We start from the raw sequence: 18,177 nt of genomic DNA, 5'->3' as shown, positions 1-18,177 counted from the left end.
GTCATTTTGCGAACTCGGCCGGCTGCAGTCAGTCGAATAGAAAAACAAAAGCAGGGCCGGGTATGTCGTCCTGTTGCTTGGCGGCCAAGGTTTTCTGGCCGCAGGCATGATTCGAACGGGAAGATAGAACCACCGATAGCCGTACAGACCACCCATTCAGCGGAGGTAGCCATGTCGATCTTCACGCGTTACCAGAGTCGCTATGAAGCGGCGCAGGAAGAGGAGCTGTCGATTCAGGAATACCTGGATTTGTGCCGCAACGATCCGAGTGCCTATGCCAGCGTCGCCGAGCGCATGTTGATGGCCATCGGTGAGCCGGAGCTGGTGGATACCCGGCTGGATCCCCGCCTGTCACGCATCTTCGCCAACAAGATGCTCAAGCTCTATCCGGCCTTCCGCGAGTTCTACGGCATGGAGGAGGTGATCGAGCACATCGTCTCCTACTTCCGCCATGCTGCACAGGGGCTGGAAGAAAAGAAGCAGATTCTTTATCTGCTCGGCCCGGTCGGCGGCGGCAAGTCCTCGCTGGCCGAACGGCTGAAGGCGCTGATCGAGAAAGTCCCCTTCTATGCGATCAAGGGCTCGCCGGTGCATGAGTCGCCGCTCGCCCTGTTCAACATCGATGAGGATGGGCCGATCCTCGAGCAGGATTACGGCATTCCCCGCCGCTACCTGGGCGGCATCATGAGTCCGTGGGCGGTCAAGCGCCTGCAGGAATTCGGCGGTGATATCACCCGTTTCCGCGTCGTCCGCCTGTGCCCCTCCGTGCTGTCGCAAATCGCCGTGGCCAAGACCGAACCGGGCGACGAGAACAATCAGGACATTTCCTCGCTGGTCGGCAAGATCGATATCCGCAAGCTGGAAACCTACTCGCAGAACGATCCGGATGCCTACTCCTACTCCGGCGGCCTGTGCCTGGCCAACCGCGGCATTCTTGAGTTCGTCGAAATGTTCAAGGCGCCGATCAAGGTCCTGCATCCGTTGCTGACCGCGACGCAGGAGCAGAACTACAAGGGCACCGAAGGCTTCGGTGCGATTCCCTTCGACGGCCTGATCCTCGCCCACTCCAACGAGGCCGAGTGGCAGGCTTTCAAAAATAATCGCAATAACGAGGCCTTCCTCGACCGCATTTACATCGTCAAGGTGCCGTACTCGCTGCGGGTGACCGACGAAATGCACATCTACGAGAAATTGCTGGCCAATTCGTCGCTGGCGGCGGCACCCTGCGCGCCGGACACGTTGCGCATGATGGCCCAGTTCTCGGTGTTGTCACGCCTCAAGGAGCCGGAAAACTCCAGCCTGTTCAGCAAGATGCGCGTCTATGACGGCGAAAACCTCAAGGACACCGATCCGAAGGCCAAGAGCTATCAGGAATATCGCGACTTTGCCGGGGTGGACGAAGGCATGACCGGGCTATCCACCCGTTTCGCCTTCAAGATACTGTCCAAGGTGTTCAACTTCGATCACCGCGAAATTGCCGCCAACCCGGTGCACCTGATGTACGTGCTGGAACAGCAGGTCGAGCAGGAGCAGTTCGCGCCGGAGGTCGAGGAGCGCTACCTGCGCTTCCTGAAGGAGTTCCTCAGCCCGAGATACGCGGAGTTTATCGGCAAGGAAATCCAGACCGCCTACCTGGAAAGCTACTCCGAGTACGGCCAGAACATCTTCGATCGCTACGTGACCTATGCCGACTTCTGGATTCAGGACCAGGAGTTCCGCGATCCGAACACCGGCGAAATGCTCGACCGGTCGGCCCTCAACGATGAATTGGAAAAGATCGAGAAGCCGGCTGGCATCAGCAATCCCAAGGACTTCCGCAACGAGGTGGTCAACTTCGTGCTGCGCGCCCGGGCCAAGCACGATGGCAAGAACCCGGCCTGGACCAGTTACGAGAAGCTGCGGGCGGTGATCGAGAAGCGCATGTTCTCGAACACCGAGGATTTGCTGCCGGTCATCTCCTTCAACACCAAGGCCAGTGCCGACGAGCAGAAGAAGCATCAGGACTTCGTCGATCGCATGAGCGACAAGGGCTATACCGAAAAGCAGGTGCGTCTGCTCTGCGAGTGGTATCTGCGCGTCAGAAAGAGCAGCTGAGCAGTCAGGTGGCGGGGCGCTTGCCTGGCGGGCGCCCCCAGCCAGCAGGCAGCGGACAATGGGAGGCGTCATGACCGTACGTATCATCGATCGTCGGCAGGACAGCAGGAACAAGAGTTCGATCAATCGTGGCCGCTTCATTCGCCGCTTCAAGGGGCAGATCAGGAAGGCGGTGGCGGATGCCATCGCCAAGCGGGGCATCCGCGACCTCGAGAACGGCGAGAAGATCGGCATCCCGGGCAAGGATATCGGCGAACCGCATTTCCGCCATGGGCGGGGCGGTCGGCGCGAGACCGTCCATCCCGGCAACGATCGCTTCGCGCAGGGCGACCAGATGGACAGGCCGACCGAAGGCGGTGGCGGCCAAGGCAAGGGGCAGGCGAGCAACGAAGGCGACGGACTGGATGATTTCGTCTTCACCCTGACCCGGGACGAGTTTCTCGACATCTTCTTCGACGAACTGGCCCTGCCCAATCTGGTCAAGCGCCAGCTGGCGCGGATCGACGAATACAAGCGGGTACGGGCCGGTTATACCCAGAGCGGAGTGCCGACCAACATCAATCTGGTGCGAACCATGCGGAGTGCCGCCGGGCGGCGCCTGGCCATCGGCGGGCCGTACCGCCGCCGGTTGCGTGATCTGCAGAACGAACTCGAATCGCTGCTCGACGAGGCCAACCCCGATCCGGACGAAATCGCCCGGCTGCGCCACGAAATAGCGATTCTGCGCGCCAAGCAGGAAGCCATTCCGTTCATCGATCCCTTCGACCTGCGCTACGCCAACCGGGTGCGCATCCCGCAGCCTTCGACGCAGGCGGTGATGTTCTGCCTGATGGATGTCTCCGGCTCAATGGACGAGGCCACCAAGCAGATGGCCAAGCGCTTCTTCATGCTGCTCTACCTGTTCCTCAACCGGAACTACGAACACATCGAAGTGGTGTTCATCCGCCATCACACCATCGCTGAGGAGGTCGATGAGGACACCTTTTTCCACTCGCGCGAGACCGGTGGCACCATCGTCTCGTCGGCGCTGAAACTGATGCTCGAGATCATCCAGGCGCGCTATTCGAGCACGATGTGGAACATCTACGGCGCCCAAGCTTCCGACGGCGACAACTGGGATTCCGATTCGCCGGGTTGCCGTGAGCTGCTCTCCGAATCCATCCTGCCCGTGGTTCAGTATTTCGCCTACGTCGAGATCACCGAGGCGGAGCCGCAGAACCTGTGGCGCGAATACGAAAAGCTGGTCGCCGCCCATGCGGGCGTTTTCGCCCAGCAACGCATCGTTGCGCCGAGCGACATCTACCCGGTCTTCCGGGAATTATTCAGGAAGAAACTGGTATGAGCCGGAAACGTCAGCCGAAGATCGCCGAAGGGTCGGACTGGACTTTCGAGGAACTCGACCGTGCCGATGCCGAGATCGGCCGCGTCGCCCGCGAATATGGCCTCGACTGCTACCGCCACCAGCTGGAGATCATCACCGCCGAGCAGATGATGGACGCCTATGCCGCCATCGGCATGCCGGTCTATTACCACCATTGGTCTTTCGGCAAGCATTTCCTGGAAACCGAGAACCGCTACAAGCGTGGCCAGATGGGGCTGGCCTACGAGATCGTCATCAACTCCGACCCGTGCATCGCCTATCTGATGGAAGAGAACACCATGGCCATGCAGGCCCTGGTCATCGCCCATGCCGCCTACGGCCACAACTCCTTCTTCAAGGGCAACCACTTGTTCAAGCAGTGGACCAGTGCCGACGCCATCGTCGACTACCTGGTCTTCGCCCGGAATTACATCGCCGAGTGCGAGGAGCGCCACGGCGTCGATGCCGTCGAACAGTTGATCGACGCCTGCCATGCCGTGTCCAGCCTCGGTGTCGACCGCTACAAGCGTTCGCCACAACTGTCCCTGCAAAAGGAAAGGGAGCGCCAGCGGGAACGCGAGGCCTACCTGCAGTCGCAGGTGAACGAACTGTGGCGCACGCTGCCCAAGCATGAAGCGGCGGCGCAAAGCGGCGAGGAGGCGCGTTTTCCGGTCGAGCCGGAGGAAAACCTGCTCTATTTCGTCGAAAAGCACGCTCCCCTGCTCGAACCGTGGCAGCGCGAGATCATCCGCATCGTGCGCAAGATCGGCCAGTATTTCTATCCGCAGCGCCAGACGCAGGTCATGAACGAAGGCTGGGCGACCTACTGGCACCATACCCTGCTCAATACCCTGTACGACGAGGGGCGCGTCGGCGACGGCTTCATGTTCGAATTTCTGCAGTCGCATACCAATGTCGTCATGCAGCCGCCCTACAACAGCAACTGGTATTCCGGCATCAATCCTTATGCCCTGGGTTTCGCCATGTGGCAGGACCTGCGCCGCATCTGCGAGGCACCGGACGACGAGGACCGTGCCTGGTTCCCGGGGGTCGCCGGTTCAGACTGGCGGGAGACCTTCGATTTCGCCATGCGTAATTTCAAGGACGAGAGCTTCATCGCGCAGTTCCTGTCGCCCCGCCTGATGCGCCAGTTCCGCTTTTTCGCCGTGCTCGACGATGATGAGCGGGACAAGCTGGAGGTCAGCGCCATTCACGACGATCCGGGTTACCGCGCCTTGCGTCTCAAGCTGTCCGACCAGTACAACCTGGGTAGCCATGACCCCGACATCCAGGTGTGGAATGTCGACCTGCGCGGCGACCGTTCGCTGACCCTGCGCCATTTCAAGCACCGCCGCCGGGATCTGGCGCCCGACTATGAGCGCGTCCTCGAGCACCTGGCTTATCTGTGGGGTTTTGCCGTGCGTCTGGAGCAGCAGGACGAAAAGGGCGAAGTGAGCCTGCTCGCCGAACGCATGCATGACCGCCGCCGGTCGACGGACGGGACCTCCTGAGGTCATGCCGATGCCTTCCCCTGTGTGCCGTAATCATGTGAAAATGGCGCAGGATAACAAGGGGGATTTATGTCGGCTGAGCTGCAACCTGCCTTGCAGGTGACGACTCCGAACGGAGCGCTTGATGGGCACATGCTGCTCGTTCTTGGTGTCATGGTCCTGGCCGGCGTGCTGGGCGGCGTGGCCAACTACTTCCTGGCCGATCGCCAGGGCGAGCCCGCCCGGCGCGACTGGGTCAAATATCCGGTTTTCGGTGTGCTGGCGGCCCTGACGGTGCCGATGTTCCTCAACATGATTTCCAGCACCCTGCTCGAAGGGGCGCGCACCAAGCCCATCGATTACTACGTTTTTGCCGGTTTCTGCCTCATCTACGTCGTCGCCTCGCGCCGCCTGTTCGAGAACATGGTGCAGCGCCTGATGGGGCAGATCGATCAGGTTCGTCGCGATGTCGGGCATCTCAAGCAGCAGAAGCGCGAGGAGCCGGTAATGCCGGTGCCGGCAGCGGCCAAGCCGGAAGCCGAGGTAGCCAAGAGCAGCGAACCGGACCCGCGCGAGGTGCTCTCGTACAACGATGTCGAAATCCTGCGCGCCCTGTCCGAAGAAAGCTTCGTCTACGGCAATCTCGCGGCCATCTGCGACAGTACCGGGCTGGCCCGCGAACTGGTCAGTCAGCGGCTGACCGTCATGAAGACGCTGGGCGTCATCGAAACCCGGATCAACGAAAAGAATGTCCTGCACTGGGTGGTATCGACACGCGGCAAGGCCGTGCTGGCCGACATCATCGGCGGGCAGGAACAGAAAAAGATCGCATGAATCTGCCGGCACCAGCCGGCCCTTAACCTGAAGCCAATCATGAACATCGTCATCCTCGCTGCCGGCCAAGGCAAGCGCATGCATTCCAATCTCCCCAAGGTGTTGCACCCGATTGCCGGCAAGGCGCTGGCGCAGCATGTCATCGACACCGCCCGCCAACTGGCGCCGGAAAAACTGATCGTCGTCTATGGCCACGGCGGTGACGTCGTCCGTGCCACGCTGGCTGCCGACGACCTGGCCTGGGCTGAGCAGGCGCAGCAACTGGGCACCGGCCATGCCGTGGCGCAGGCCATCCCGGAACTGGGGAGCGCCGCGCAGACCCTGGTTCTCTACGGCGACGTCCCGCTGACTACCGTGGCGACGCTGAAACGCTTGCTGCAGGCCGGCAAGGACGGGCTGTCGGTACTCACCGTCGATCTTGCCAACCCGACCGGCTACGGCCGCATCGTGCGTGACGCGGCAGGCCGCATGGTCAGCATCGTCGAGGAAAAGGACGCCACGCCGGAGCAAAAGGCGATCCGCGAGGTCAATACCGGCATCATGACCATCCCGACGGCCCGCTTGGCCGACTGGCTGGGGAAACTCAAGAACGACAACGCGCAGGGTGAGTACTACCTGACCGACATCGTCGCGTTGGCCGTGGCCGAGGGTCTGCCGGTGCGCACAGCGCAGCCGGAAGGCGAATGGGAAGTGCTGGGCGTGAATAGCAAGGTGCAGCTGGCCGAACTGGAACGTCAGCACCAGCGCAATCTGGCCGACCAGTTGCTGGTCGCCGGCGTGCGTCTGGCCGACCCGGCGCGCATCGATATCCGCGGGCAACTGACGCACGGGCGTGATGTCGCCATCGACGTCGGTTGCGTCTTCGAGGGCAAGGTCGAGCTGGCCGATGCCGTCGAAGTCGGCCCTTACTGCGTGCTGAAAAACGTCAAGGTCGGTGCGGGAACCCGTATTGCGGCCTTCTGCCATTTCGAGGATGCGGTGATCGGCCCGGACGGTGTGCTCGGCCCCTACGCCCGGCTGCGTCCGGGGACCGAACTCGGCCCCGAGGTGCACATCGGCAACTTCGTCGAGGTCAAGAAGAGCAGGATCGCCGCGCAGTCGAAGGCCAACCACCTGGCCTACATCGGCGACGCCGAGATCGGCGAACGCGTCAATGTCGGTGCCGGCACCATCACCTGCAACTACGACGGCGCCAACAAGCACCTGACCGTCATCGAGGACGATGTGTTCATCGGCTCCGATACCCAGCTGGTGGCGCCGGTGCGCGTCGGCCGTGGTGCCACGCTGGGCGCCGGGACGACGCTGACCAAGGATGCTCCGCCCGATGCGTTGACGGTGTCGCGCGCCAAGCAACTGACGCTGCCGGGGTGGGTGCGTCCGCAGAAGGTGAAAAAATAATGGATTGGGGATTCGTGGCTTTTGCCGTCGCGTCGACCCTGTCGCTGGCGGCGGGTGGCGTGCTGCTGCTGGTCGGCTATATCGGTACCGTGCCGGCCGCCTTCAGTTTCGGTTTGAAAACCGGCCTGCCGGTGTTGCTGCTGCCCGTGATCGGCCCGGTGTGGTTCGCGCTGAGCCGGGGAGCGGAGTTTCGTCGCCAGACCATCCAGTTGATCGTCGGCGTGGCGCTGGTTGCCGTGGCAACCGCCCTGATTCTGGGTTTGGGACCGTATTTCGCAGAAAAACTGGTGGCCGAGGCCGTCGAGGCTGCCAAAAACCGCTGATTTAATTTGTTCAGGGAGAACAAGATGTCCAGATACGCAAGCGAGGCCCTTCGTTCTATCGCGTTGGTCGGTCATGGCGCAGCCGGCAAGACCAGCCTGGCCGAAGCCCTGTTGTTCGCGACCGGCGCGATTGCCGCCAAGGGGAGCATCGACAAGGGCAATACCGTGGGCGATTCCGATCCCCAGGAAAAGGAAGCCGGTCACTCCCTGAACTCGGCCGTGGTCAATTTCGGCTATGAAGACACGCATGTCCACCTGATCGACACCCCGGGTTATCCGGATTTTGCCGGGCAGGCCATTGCCGCGCTGGCCGGGGTCGATACCGCCCTGATCGTGGTTAACGCCCAGACCGGCGTCGAGCTGATGACCGAACGCATGATGCGCCATGCCGCCGAACGCAAGCTGTGCCGGATGATCGTCGTCAACAAGATCGATGCCGACAATCTCGATCTGCCGGGTCTGGTCGCCGATATCCGCGAGCGTTTCGGCAAGCAATGCATGGTGCTCGACCTGCCGGCGCACGGCGGCGCCGATGTCGTCGAAGTACTTGAGCACGATGCCGGGGATGCCGATTTCGAATCGGTCGCCGCCGCGCATCGCGCACTGATCGACCAGATCGTCGAGGAAGACGAAGACCTGCTCGCCCAATACCTCGAGGATGGCGCAGACCCGAGTGCCGCTGCACTGCATGCGCCGTTCGAGAAAGCGCTGCGCGAAGGCCACCTGATTCCCATTCTGTTCACCTCGGCCAGGACCGGGGCCGGCATCAAGGAATTGCTGCACGTGCTGGCTTCGCTGGCACCGAATCCGGCCGAAGGCAACCCGCCGCCGTTCTACAAGGGCGAGCCGGGGGGGGCGACGGAAGCCTTCCAGGCCGTGCCGGATGCCTGCCGGCACGTGCTGGCCCACGTCTTCAAGGTGGTCGCCGACCCGTACATGGGCAAGATCGGTATCTTCCGGGTGCATCAGGGTACGGTGAAGAAGGATATGCAGCTCTTCGTCGGCGATGGCAAGCGTCCGATCAAGGTCGGCCACCTGTACCAGCTGCAAGGGAAGGATACCGTCGAGGTGGATGAACTGCTGCCGGGCGATATCGGCGCCATTGCCAAGGTCGACGAGATCGAATTCGACTGCGTGCTGCACGACTCGCATGACGAAGACCATATTCACCTGATGCCGCTCGAGTTTCCGAAACCGATGGCCGGCCTCGCGGTGGAGACGAAGAAGAAAGGCGATGAACAGCGTCTGTTCGACATCCTCGGCAAGCTGTCCATGGAAGACCCGACTTTCGTCGTCGAGCGGCACCCGAGCAGCAACGAAACGGTTATTCGCGGTCTCGGCGAAATTCACCTGAAGGCCAAGCTGGCCAAGATGGCCAGCCAGTTCAAACTGGAGGTCGACACCCAGCCGCCGCGCATTCCCTATCGCGAAACCATCACCGGCCAGGCCGAAGCCATGTATCGCCACAAGAAGCAGTCGGGTGGCGCCGGGCAGTTCGGCGAGGTGCATCTGCGCATCGAGCCACAGGGGCGCGGCGAAGGCTTCGAGTTCGTCGATGCGGTCAAGGGCGGCGTTATCCCAGGGGTCTTCATGGCGGCGGTGGAGAAGGGTGTGCGCCAGGGACTGGAGGGCGGTGTCGTGGCCGGCTACGAGGTCGAGGACGTCCGGGTCACGGTGTTCGATGGCAAGACGCATGCCGTCGATGGCAAGGAAGTGGCTTTTACCATTGCGGCCCGCAAGGCGGTGATCGAAGCCGTCCGTAACGCCAGGCCCATCGTCCTCGAGCCGATCGTCGCCATCGAGATCGTCGTTCCGGAAGGTTCCATCGGCGATTTAACCGGCGATCTGTCCAGTCGTCGCGGCCATATTACCGGCACCGACGGCCGTGGCCATGGCATGGCGGCGATTTCCGGCGAAGTGCCTCTGGCCGAGCTGAACGACTACCAGTCGCGGTTGAAGTCGCTGACCGGAGGGCAGGGTAGTTACACCATCGAATTTGCCCGCTATTCGGCCGTGCCGCCGAATGTGCAGCAGCACATGGCGAGCAAGTTCCAGCTGCACGACGAAGACGAGTAAGCGCGTCCTGTTTGGAAAAAAGGCCGGATTTCCGGCCTTTTTCTTTTAGGGCGAAACAGGTTCAGGTTGAGGGAAAAGCCGCTTCGATACTGGCGAGTACGTGTTCGAGTTCGTCTTCGAAGGCCGCGAGGATTTCGTCTTGCGCTGGCCGCGATTCCTTCATGGCTTCCTCCAGATTCTTGGCCAGCGAGGCAAGCCGGATGGCGCCGATGGTGCCGCCGGTACCCTTCAGGCTGTGGGCCAGGCGGGTGGCCGTGGCATGGTCGCCTGCGGCCAGCGCGTCACGGATGCGTCCCGGCTCGCCGGTAAAGCGTTTCCTGAAGTCGCGGAGCACGCGTTCGTAAAGCACCGGCTTGTGCATCATGCGCCGCAGACCATCGCCGGTATCGATACCGGCGATTTCCGGAAAGGGGGGCGTGTCGGGCGAGGGGGGCGTTGTTGCGGGGTAGGCCTCGGGGGGGAGAGGAGCCGGTTCGGCATGGGGAAAACGCTGGATGATCCGGATCAACTGGCATGGGTCGATCGGTTTGGTCAGGAAATCGTTCATCCCCGCATCGATCGCCTTCTGGCGTTCGTGTTCCAGCGCGTGCGCAGTCAGCGCGATGATCGGAATGTCGGGGCGGACGCTGCCTTTGCGGATCAGCCGGGTTGCCTCCAGGCCATCCATTTCCGGCATCTGGATATCCATCAGGATCAGGTCGAATGCCGATGCGGCAGCGTTCAGCATTTCGATGGCCAGGCGCCCGTTGTTGGCCAGCGATACCGTTACGCCGAGGGATTCGAGCAGGTCGCGCATGATCATCTGATTGGTCGGGACGTCCTCGGCGACGAGAATCCTCGCACCGGCCAGGGGAGCGGCAGCCGGTGGGCCGGGAAGCGCCTGCACAGGCGGCTCGCCGCGTAGGCGGTCGAAAATGCCGGCCAGGCGGGCATAGGTGACGGGTTTTTCAATCACCTCGTCGAAGTCACCCAGCGCGTCGTGCAATTCCGGTGCATTCGGATTGTCTGCCGTGATCATCACCAGGCGGGTATGGCGACCCAGTCGTGAGCGAATCATGCCGGCCAATGCCAGACCGTCGATCCCGGGCATGTTGAGGTCGATCATGATGCAATCGAAGCGATTCGTGTCCTGGCGCAGCCGGTTCAGCGCGGCGCTGCCGGAGTCGTCCGTTTCGACCGAGCAGCCATGCTTTTCGAGGAGCTTGGCGAGCACCTGGCGGGCCAGGGCGTTATCGTCCACAACGAGGACGCGGTAGTTGGCCGGTGCTTGAGGCAAGCGATCCGGCTGGCCGACTTCGAGGTAAAGATGGAATGAGAAGGTCGAGCCAACTCTTGGCGTGCTGTCGACCTGGATGCTTCCGCCCATCATTTCGATGAGCCGCTTCGTGATGACCAGCCCCAGTCCGGTGCCGCCGAATTTTCGGGTCACTGAGCTGTCGGCCTGGGTAAAGGGCTGGAACAGGCCGGCCATCTGCTCGTGCGTCATGCCGATGCCGGTATCCTGGATACGGAAAGAAAGTTGGGCGCGACCGTCCACCTGGTGGGCGCAGCTCACATTGAGGGTGATGCTGCCGCTGGCGGTGAACTTGATGGCATTGCCGATCAGGTTGATGAATATCTGGGTCAGGCGCAGGGCGTCGCCGCGCAGGTTTTGCGGTACGTCGGGGGCGACGACGTACTCGAGCAGCAGTTTTTTCTCCTGAACCCGATTACGGAGCAGGTTCGACACGTTGTCGAGGATGTCGTCGAGCCGGAAATCGGCGACCTCCAGTTGTATGCCGCCAGCGTCGATCTTGGAGAAGTCGAGAATGTCGTTTACTACCCCGAGCAGAAGCTTTCCGGCACCTTCGATGCGGCGCGCATATTCCTTCTCGCGCGGGGGCATCTGACTTTGCATCAGAAGGTAGGCCAGGCCGATCACGCCATTGAGCGGCGTCCGGATTTCATGGCTCATGTTGGCCAGAAAATCGGCGCGAGCCTTGGCCAGTTCCTCGGCCTCACGGCGTGCCTGCTCCCGCAGCTCCCCCAGCGTCCGTTCGCGGTCCTGTTCATAGGCCAGGCGGTTGCGCAGCGATTCCAGACCCTGGATCAACTGGGCGATTTCGTCGCTGCCCCGCACGTCGAGCGGCGTGTCGAAATGGCCTGATGCAATGGCACGCATGGTCGGCAGAATCTGGGTGTTCAACGGCGTCAGGACCAGCCGGCGCATGAGCAGGACGATGATGATGAAGATTGCCGCCACCATGGCCAGGCCGCCGGCCACGACAACCCAGACGACCCACTCGGTGAGTGCAGTGAATTCCTCCACCGACGTCCCGCCGGCAATCACCCAGCGCGGATTGTCCAAGGTCTGGAAAATGACCAGCTTCTCGCGTGCCTGGGTTTCCCCCGCTTCCTCATTTTTCCAGCGGTAGGACAGTTCGCCCGATTTCATCCGGGTCAGCTCGCTGACGATGTCGATGCCGTCCTCGGATCGGAAGTCCGCGAGATTCTTGCCTTCCTTGTGCGGATGCAGGAGCAACTGCCCGAAACGTTCGCCGGGCGTGGCGTCGATGATGTAGTAATAGCCGCTGGCGCCCACCTGCATGTTGCGTACTTCATCGTTCAGGGCGCGGAGCTGTTCGTCGAGGTCGATGCCGACGACCGTGGCGCCGATGACCTGCTTGTTTGCATCGACGAGCGGCATGAAGGTGGCGAGATACTGGCGTCCAAGGAAAATGACCTGCCCGGTGTGGGGACGACCGGTGATGAGATCGTGGTAGGCAGGGTGATCGGCCGTCAGATAGCTGCCGATGGGGGTGTTTCCCTGTGCATCGCGGGCGGTCGATACCCGGCGCTGGAAACCTTCGGCGGTCAACAAGAAAATGCTGCCCGGCCCGCGCAGTTCGCGCAGGAAGGTATCGAGCGGCTGGCCGGAGTGGGCGTCGTTGTCGGCCAGCAGGGCCTCGAGGCCGGCGCGGGTCGCCTTGTGCTGTCCGCCCAGCGAGTCGTTGATCTGGTCGTTCAGCAGCCTTGCGTACTCGAATGCCTCGGTACGGGAGCCCTCGAGGCGGGAGGCGACGGCCGCGCGCAGCAGTCCGACCCCATGGGCCAGCTGATGGCGGGCGTTGTCGTCGAGGGCGCGGGTCAAGTGCGTGGCCAGCAGATAAGTCGACAGGCTCAGGACGGCAATGGCGGCGACCAACGAGGCGAGGATCAGTTTGCTGCCGAGCGAAGCCCCGGTAATCGTCCGCCGTAGCGATGACCAGGTCCGGCGGCGGCTGGCGATGCCGTGTTCAAAAACGAGGTCGGTTGCCTTGCCTTGCTTGAGTTCGTCGTAAATCCTCGCCGCCGAGGCAATCTGCGCACGGCTTGCCTTGCGGCACATGGACATGTAGCCGATGAGCGTCTCGTTTTCCCAAATCGGCGAGACATGCGCCTCGACCCAGTATTCGTCGCCGTTCTTGCAACGATTCCTGATCATACCGATCCACGGCCGCCCCGCCTTGATATCGGCCCACAGGTCGGCAAAAACCTTGGCGGGCATGTCGGGGTGGCGGACGATATCGTGTGGCTGACCGATCAGTTCGTCTTCGCCGAAGCCGTTGATCTCCGCGAAGTCCTGATTGACGAAGGTGATCAGTCCACTGGTGTCTGTCCGCGAAATGAGGAACTGCGCGTCGCGCAGTTCGATTTCGTGGCCTGTCAGCGATCCGTTATCTCGCATCGAGTCGTCTGGCTATTGCGTTGTCCAAAGGCCGGAAAGAGCACCCGGAAAGAATGCCGAATGCCCGATTTGAGCATTGACGTGAAATGTGAGAAAAATATTAGCATGTTTGCCGAATGTACGGTGCGGCTGCATGTCCGTCTCGGTCGGCGTCGGCATGTCGCCGCCGGATCAGCCCTGGTCGTTGCACCAGGCGACTGCGGCGAGGAAAAGGTAACCGGCGCCATATACGGTCTTGATAAAGGCCGGACTGTGCGCGTCGGGTTCGAGTTTGCGGCGCAGGCGGGAGATACGCACATCGATGGCGCGGTCGGTCGGTGCGAGGTCGCGGCTGCCCATCAGCTTCTCGCGCTGAAGGATACGGTTCGGATTGTTGACGAATACCTTCAGCAGGTCGGACTCGGCCGTGCTCAGCGCGTGCTCCTCGCCATTCGGGGCGGTCAGCCGGTTGTTGCCGAGATTGAAACGCCAGCCACCGAATTCGGCAATCTGGCGGGTGCTCGTTTCGCTGCCTTCGCGGCGGCGGACGATGCTGCGCACGCGGGCGACCAGTTCGCGCGGTTCAAAGGGCTTGAGCACGTAGTCGTCGGCACCGAGTTCGAGGCCCATGACGCGGTCGCTGACATGGGCGCGCCCGGTGAGAATCAGGATGCCGCAAGGGGATTGCGCCTTGACCCGTTGCATGGCCTCGATGCCGTCCATGTCGGGCAGGCCGAGATCGATGATGCACAGATCGGGGGCGAGGCTGCGCAGGCGGCGCAGCAGGTCGCCGGCGCTGCGGCACCAGACGGTACGAAAGCCGAAGTCGCGCAGCACTTGCTCGATGATCTTGGCGACATCCGGGTCGTCCTCGACGATGGCAATCAGTTTGGCGGAATCGGTCTCTTTCATGGCGTCTCCCGTTGGGTGCGCAACAATGCACGGGCCAGGTCCTGGCGTACGAAGGGCTTGGCCAGGACAGGCAGATCGCTGGCGGGGGCGGTTCCGGGTTCGTCGGTATAGCCGCTCATCAGCACGATGCGCATGTCCGGCCGCCGGTCCAGCACGGCCTCGGCCAATTGCCGTCCATTGATGCCGCCGGGCATGATGACGTCGCTGACGACGATGGCGATGTCGATGATCTGGTCGATCATGTCCAGCGCCTGTGTGCCATCCTCAGCCTCGATCACTGGATAGCCCAGGTCGATCAGTTGCTGGCGGACGACGCGGCGGACGTTGGGTTCGTCTTCGACGAGCAGGACCAATTCGCCGCCGTGCGGCAGGGCGGCTTCGTCGCCGACCGGGTCGAAATCGCTTTCCGGCGTGGTCAGCGGCAGGGCGAGCAGTACCGTCGTCCCCTGATCAGGCTGGCTCTGAATCGAAATGCCGCCACCGGACTGCTTGGCGAAACCGTAGGCCATGGCCAGTCCGAGTCCGCTGCCCAAGCCGAGGCGCTTGGTGGTGAAGAAGGGTTCGCAGGCGCGGCCCAGGGTGGCGGCATCCATGCCGGTGCCGTTGTCGGCAACCTCGATCAGCGCATAGCGGCCGGGGGGGAGCTCGAATGACGAGGCGTCGGTCGACAGCTCGACGGCGCGGGCGGCGATATGCAGCCGTCCGCCGTCCGGCATGGCATCGCGCGAATTCAGCGCAAAGTTGATCAAGGCGCTTTCCAGCTGTCCCGGGTCGGCCAAGGCATGCACGCTGGCCCCGCTCAGGTCGGTCGACACGGCAATCGATTCGGGCAAGGTGCGTCGGACGAGCTTGGCCAGGCTGCCGATCAGCTGGCCGATATCCACGGCCTGCGGCTCCAGCGGCTGCTGGCGCGAGAAGGTGAGCAGGCGCTTGATCAGCTGCACGCCGCGGCGCGCCGATTGCAGCGCCGGGTCGACGAATTCGTTGACCGCGGCATCGTCGGGCCGGTGATCCTGCAAGGCGGCCAGGTTGCCGATGATGACGGTGAGCAGGTTGTTGAAATCGTGGGCCAGGCCGCCGGTCAACTGGCCGATGGCTTCCATTTTCTGGGCCTGAACCAGTGCCGCCTGCATGCGCTTCTGCTCGGTGATCTCGTGCGAAAAGACGAAGAAGCCGAGAGTTTCGCCTTCGGCCGTGGTTTCCGGAACCAGCGTACTTTGCGCGAAGACCGTCTGGCTCTTGCGCTGCATCTGATACTCGTAGGTGACCTGCTGGCCGGACAGCGCCTTGCGTACCGAGTCGCGCACCTGCCCATAGACGCCGGGGCCGATCACATCGAGAACCGCACGCCCGGTCACCCCGCCTTCCGGATGCCCGTACCAGTCGGAGTAGCCCTTGTTGGCGTACTGGTAGACCTCGTGCTTGTCGACGTAGCCGATGAGGATGGGAATGGTGTCGTTGATCAGGCGCAGGCGGGCCTCGCTGCGTCCGAGCGCTGCGGCGATGCGCTCGTTTTCCTCGTTGGCGCGGCGCAGGTTGGCGTTGGCGTTCTCCAGCTGGGCGGTGCGCCGGCGCACCCGTTCGTCGAGCTGGATGTTCTGGTGCTCGGTCAGGTGCTCGATGTAGCGCTGCTCGGTGACATCGCTGTACAACGTGACGAAGCCGCGGTTGGGCAGCGGCTCGCCGCGCAGCAGCAGGACACGGCCGTTGGGGCGTTGTCTTTCGGTGACATGCTGCGAGAAATTGCGGGCTGCGGCCACGCGTTCGGCGATCTGGGATTCACGGTCACCCGGTCCGTATTCGCCGCGTTCGGCGTTGTGACGGATGAAGCTCTCGAATGGCGCGCCAACGTAGGCGAGGGCATCGGGAAATTCGAGCAGCTGCAGGAAAGTGCGATTCCACGCCACCAGCCGCAAATCGCCGTCAAAGACGGTGATTCCCTGGTCGAGCAGGTCGAGCCCGGCCTGCAACATGTCGTAGCGCAGAGGAGAGGGGGCTGTGGGGGCTTCGGGCAGCATCGGGCGATTCTAGTGCACGCAAACGGAAGGATTTTGTGACGTAACGATTCGTTACATTCTGCCAATAGTTGCGCAAGAGTGTTCTGCGATTCTCCTCAAACAATAAAAGCGGTTACGGGCAAGCACGCAAAAAAGCCTGAATCGGCAATAACTTGCATCACGAGAACAGCACACTCGGCAAGAATACGTGAGGAGAAAACCGTGGTTAACCCGTACACCGTAGGGCTGGACCGGAATCCGGCCAACTATGTTCCGCTGTCTCCGCTGACGTTCATCGAACGGTCGGCTTTCATCTATCCCAAGCGCGTTTCCGTCATCCAGGGCGCCCGTCACTACACCTGGAAGGAAAGTTACGAGCGTGCCCGTCAGCTGGCTTCTGCCCTGCAGGGGCGTGGCATCGGCAAGGGCGATACCGTCGCCGTGATGCTGCCCAACACCGCCGCCATGTTCGAATGCCACTTTGGCGTGCCGATGGTCGGTGCCGTGCTCAATACCCTGAATACCCGTCTCGATGCCGAGGCGATCGCCTTCATGCTGGCCCACGGCGAAGCCAAGGTGCTGATCACCGATCTCGAATTCTCCAAGGTCGTCAAGGCCGCGCTGGCATTGCTCGAAGGGCCGAAGCCGCTGGTCATCGACAGTCTGGACCCGGATTTCACCGACGGCGAAAAGCTCGGCGAGAAGGACTACGAGGCCTTCATTAACGAAGGTTCGCCGGACTTCGCCTGGCAACTGCCCGAAGACGAGTGGGACGCCATCGCCCTGAACTACACCTCGGGGACGACCGGCAATCCGAAGGGCGTCGTCTATCACCATCGCGGTGCCTACCTGAACTCGGCCTCGAACATCATTTCCTGGGGCATGCCGCCGCACTCGGTCTATCTGTGGACCCTGCCGATGTTCCACTGCAACGGCTGGTGCTTCCCCTGGACCCTGGCCGCCAACGCCGGCACCAGCGTCTGTCTGCGCAAGGTCGATCCGGCCCTGATCTTCGGCCTGATCAAGGAGCACAAGGTCAGCCACATGTGCGGCGCGCCGATCGTGTACGGCATGATGATCAACGCCCCGGAAACGCTGCGTGCCGGTATCGAGCATACGGTTAACGGCCTGATCGCCGGTGCTGCGCCGCCGGCCGCCATCATCGAAGGTGCCCAGCGCATGGGCTTCAATATCACCCACGTCTATGGCCTGACCGAAACCTATGGTCCGGCGTCTGTCTGCGCCAAGCAGCCGGAGTGGGACAAGCTGCCCATCGACCTGCAGGCCGCCCGCAACGGCCGCCAGGGCGTGCGCTACCACATGCAGGAAGCGATCACGGTGCTTGACCCGGTGAGCATGGAGCCGGTGCCCTGGGATGGCGAGACGATGGGCGAGATCATGTTCCGCGGCAACCTGGTCATGAAGGGTTACCTGAAGAACGAGAAGGCTACCGAGGAGTCCTTCGCCGGCGGCTGGTTCCATACCGGCGACCTGGCGGTCGTCCATAGCGACGGCTACGTCAAGATCAAGGACCGCTCCAAGGACGTCATCATCTCCGGCGGCGAGAACATCTCGTCGCTCGAAGTCGAGGACGTGCTCTATCGCCACCCGGCCGTCATCGCGGCTGCCGTCGTCGCCAAGCCCGACGAGAAGTGGGGCGAGGTACCGGCCGCCTTCATCGAACTGAAGGTCGATGCCACCTGTACCGAGGCCGAGATCATCGAGCACTGCCGCGCCCATCTGGCCCGCTTCAAGGTGCCCAAGCAGGTCGTCTTCGGCGAATTGCCCAAGACCTCGACCGGCAAGATCCAGAAGTACGTATTGCGTCAGCACGCCAACTCGGCGCTGGCCATCGAGTGATCCTTGCGTTTTCCCTGCCGTGCGATAGGCCGGCAGGGATCCTTTTTCCCCTCGCTGGGAGGAGCTACACATGAAGATTCTGGTTCCCGTGAAACGGGTTATTGACTACAACGTGAAGGTTCGGGTGAAGGCGGACGGGTCGGGTGTT

At 62.4% G+C, this 18,177-nt stretch carries 11 protein-coding genes and 1 pseudogene; 9 read left to right on the top strand and 3 right to left on the bottom strand.

The window, feature by feature from the left end:
* Positions 1–171 precede the first annotated feature (171 nt).
* The 7 genes from F1002_RS18665 (at position 172) to fusA (ending at position 9,575) form a co-directional block, all read left to right on the top strand.
* Positions 172–2,094, top strand: a complete 1,923-nt coding sequence (locus F1002_RS18665; protein ID WP_150430561.1) for a PrkA family serine protein kinase — start codon at positions 172–174, stop codon at positions 2,092–2,094.
* Positions 2,095–2,164: 70 nt separating this feature from the next.
* On the top strand, positions 2,165–3,436 hold the full coding sequence (locus F1002_RS18660) for a YeaH/YhbH family protein (RefSeq protein ID WP_150430560.1): 1,272 nt from the start codon (positions 2,165–2,167) through the stop codon (positions 3,434–3,436).
* On the top strand, positions 3,433–4,965 hold the full coding sequence (locus F1002_RS18655; RefSeq protein WP_150430559.1) for a SpoVR family protein: 1,533 nt from the start codon (positions 3,433–3,435) through the stop codon (positions 4,963–4,965). Before F1002_RS18660 ends, F1002_RS18655 begins: the two co-directional genes overlap by 4 nt.
* Positions 4,966–5,034: 69 nt before the next feature.
* Positions 5,035–5,778, top strand: a complete 744-nt coding sequence (locus F1002_RS18650; protein ID WP_150430558.1) for a YEATS-associated helix-containing protein — start codon at positions 5,035–5,037, stop codon at positions 5,776–5,778.
* A 39-nt stretch (positions 5,779–5,817) separates the two neighbouring features.
* Positions 5,818–7,176: a bifunctional UDP-N-acetylglucosamine diphosphorylase/glucosamine-1-phosphate N-acetyltransferase GlmU gene (glmU, locus tag F1002_RS18645; RefSeq protein WP_150430557.1), complete on the top strand. Its 1,359-nt coding sequence runs from the start codon at positions 5,818–5,820 to the stop codon at positions 7,174–7,176.
* Positions 7,176–7,499 carry a hypothetical protein gene (locus F1002_RS18640; protein WP_150430556.1) on the top strand — a complete coding sequence of 108 codons (324 nt, stop codon included), beginning with the start codon at positions 7,176–7,178 and terminating at the stop codon, positions 7,497–7,499. The genes glmU and F1002_RS18640 overlap by 1 nt, the downstream gene beginning before the upstream one ends.
* 24 nt (positions 7,500–7,523) lie before the next feature.
* Positions 7,524–9,575: an elongation factor G gene (gene fusA, locus F1002_RS18635; protein ID WP_150430555.1), complete on the top strand. Its 2,052-nt coding sequence runs from the start codon at positions 7,524–7,526 to the stop codon at positions 9,573–9,575.
* A gap of 61 nt (positions 9,576–9,636) precedes the next feature.
* Here fusA and F1002_RS18630 read toward each other — a convergent pair whose 3' ends face one another.
* The 3 genes from F1002_RS18630 to F1002_RS18620 all read right to left on the bottom strand — a co-directional run bounded on the left by F1002_RS18630 (position 9,637) and on the right by F1002_RS18620 (position 16,190).
* Positions 9,637–13,281 carry a response regulator gene (locus F1002_RS18630; protein WP_150430554.1) on the bottom strand — a complete coding sequence of 1,215 codons (3,645 nt, stop codon included), beginning with the start codon at positions 13,279–13,281 and terminating at the stop codon, positions 9,637–9,639.
* A 171-nt stretch (positions 13,282–13,452) separates the two neighbouring features.
* Positions 13,453–14,172: a response regulator transcription factor gene (locus tag F1002_RS18625; RefSeq protein WP_150430553.1), complete on the bottom strand. Its 720-nt coding sequence runs from the start codon at positions 14,170–14,172 to the stop codon at positions 13,453–13,455.
* Positions 14,169–16,190, bottom strand: coding sequence for a PAS-domain containing protein (locus F1002_RS18620; protein ID WP_150430552.1), 2,022 nt, complete (start codon positions 16,188–16,190; stop codon positions 14,169–14,171). Before F1002_RS18620 ends, F1002_RS18625 begins: the two co-directional genes overlap by 4 nt.
* 201 nt (positions 16,191–16,391) lie before the next feature.
* On the opposite strand from F1002_RS18620, the gene F1002_RS18615 reads away from it, so the two are divergent.
* Both F1002_RS18615 and F1002_RS18610 read left to right on the top strand, forming a co-directional pair.
* Positions 16,392–18,029, top strand: coding sequence for an acyl-CoA synthetase (locus F1002_RS18615; RefSeq protein WP_150430551.1), 1,638 nt, complete (start codon positions 16,392–16,394; stop codon positions 18,027–18,029).
* 70 nt (positions 18,030–18,099) lie between these two features.
* Positions 18,100–18,177, top strand: a pseudogene (locus tag F1002_RS18610) (electron transfer flavoprotein subunit beta/FixA family protein); the annotation flags it as partial.

Origin of the sequence: Dechloromonas sp. CZR5 (assembly GCF_008711155.1) — a bacterium.
In the GTDB taxonomy this organism is placed as follows: Bacteria; Pseudomonadota; Gammaproteobacteria; order Burkholderiales; family Rhodocyclaceae; genus Azonexus.
Note: the sequence above shows the minus strand (reverse complement) of the source record. Positions and strands in the feature narration are given on the sequence as shown.

Coding starts and splice junctions, on each gene's coding strand:
- glmU (WP_150430557.1), top strand. CDS start 5,818: ATGAACATCGTCATCCTCGCTGCCGGCCAAGGCAAGCGCATGCATTCC.
- fusA (WP_150430555.1), top strand. CDS start 7,524: ATGTCCAGATACGCAAGCGAGGCCCTTCGTTCTATCGCGTTGGTCGGT.
- F1002_RS18625 (WP_150430553.1), bottom strand. CDS start 14,172: ATGAAAGAGACCGATTCCGCCAAACTGATTGCCATCGTCGAGGACGAC.
- F1002_RS18630 (WP_150430554.1), bottom strand. CDS start 13,281: ATGCGAGATAACGGATCGCTGACAGGCCACGAAATCGAACTGCGCGAC.
- F1002_RS18640 (WP_150430556.1), top strand. CDS start 7,176: ATGGATTGGGGATTCGTGGCTTTTGCCGTCGCGTCGACCCTGTCGCTG.
- F1002_RS18655 (WP_150430559.1), top strand. CDS start 3,433: ATGAGCCGGAAACGTCAGCCGAAGATCGCCGAAGGGTCGGACTGGACT.
- F1002_RS18650 (WP_150430558.1), top strand. CDS start 5,035: ATGTCGGCTGAGCTGCAACCTGCCTTGCAGGTGACGACTCCGAACGGA.
- F1002_RS18620 (WP_150430552.1), bottom strand. CDS start 16,190: ATGCTGCCCGAAGCCCCCACAGCCCCCTCTCCTCTGCGCTACGACATG.
- F1002_RS18665 (WP_150430561.1), top strand. CDS start 172: ATGTCGATCTTCACGCGTTACCAGAGTCGCTATGAAGCGGCGCAGGAA.
- F1002_RS18660 (WP_150430560.1), top strand. CDS start 2,165: ATGACCGTACGTATCATCGATCGTCGGCAGGACAGCAGGAACAAGAGT.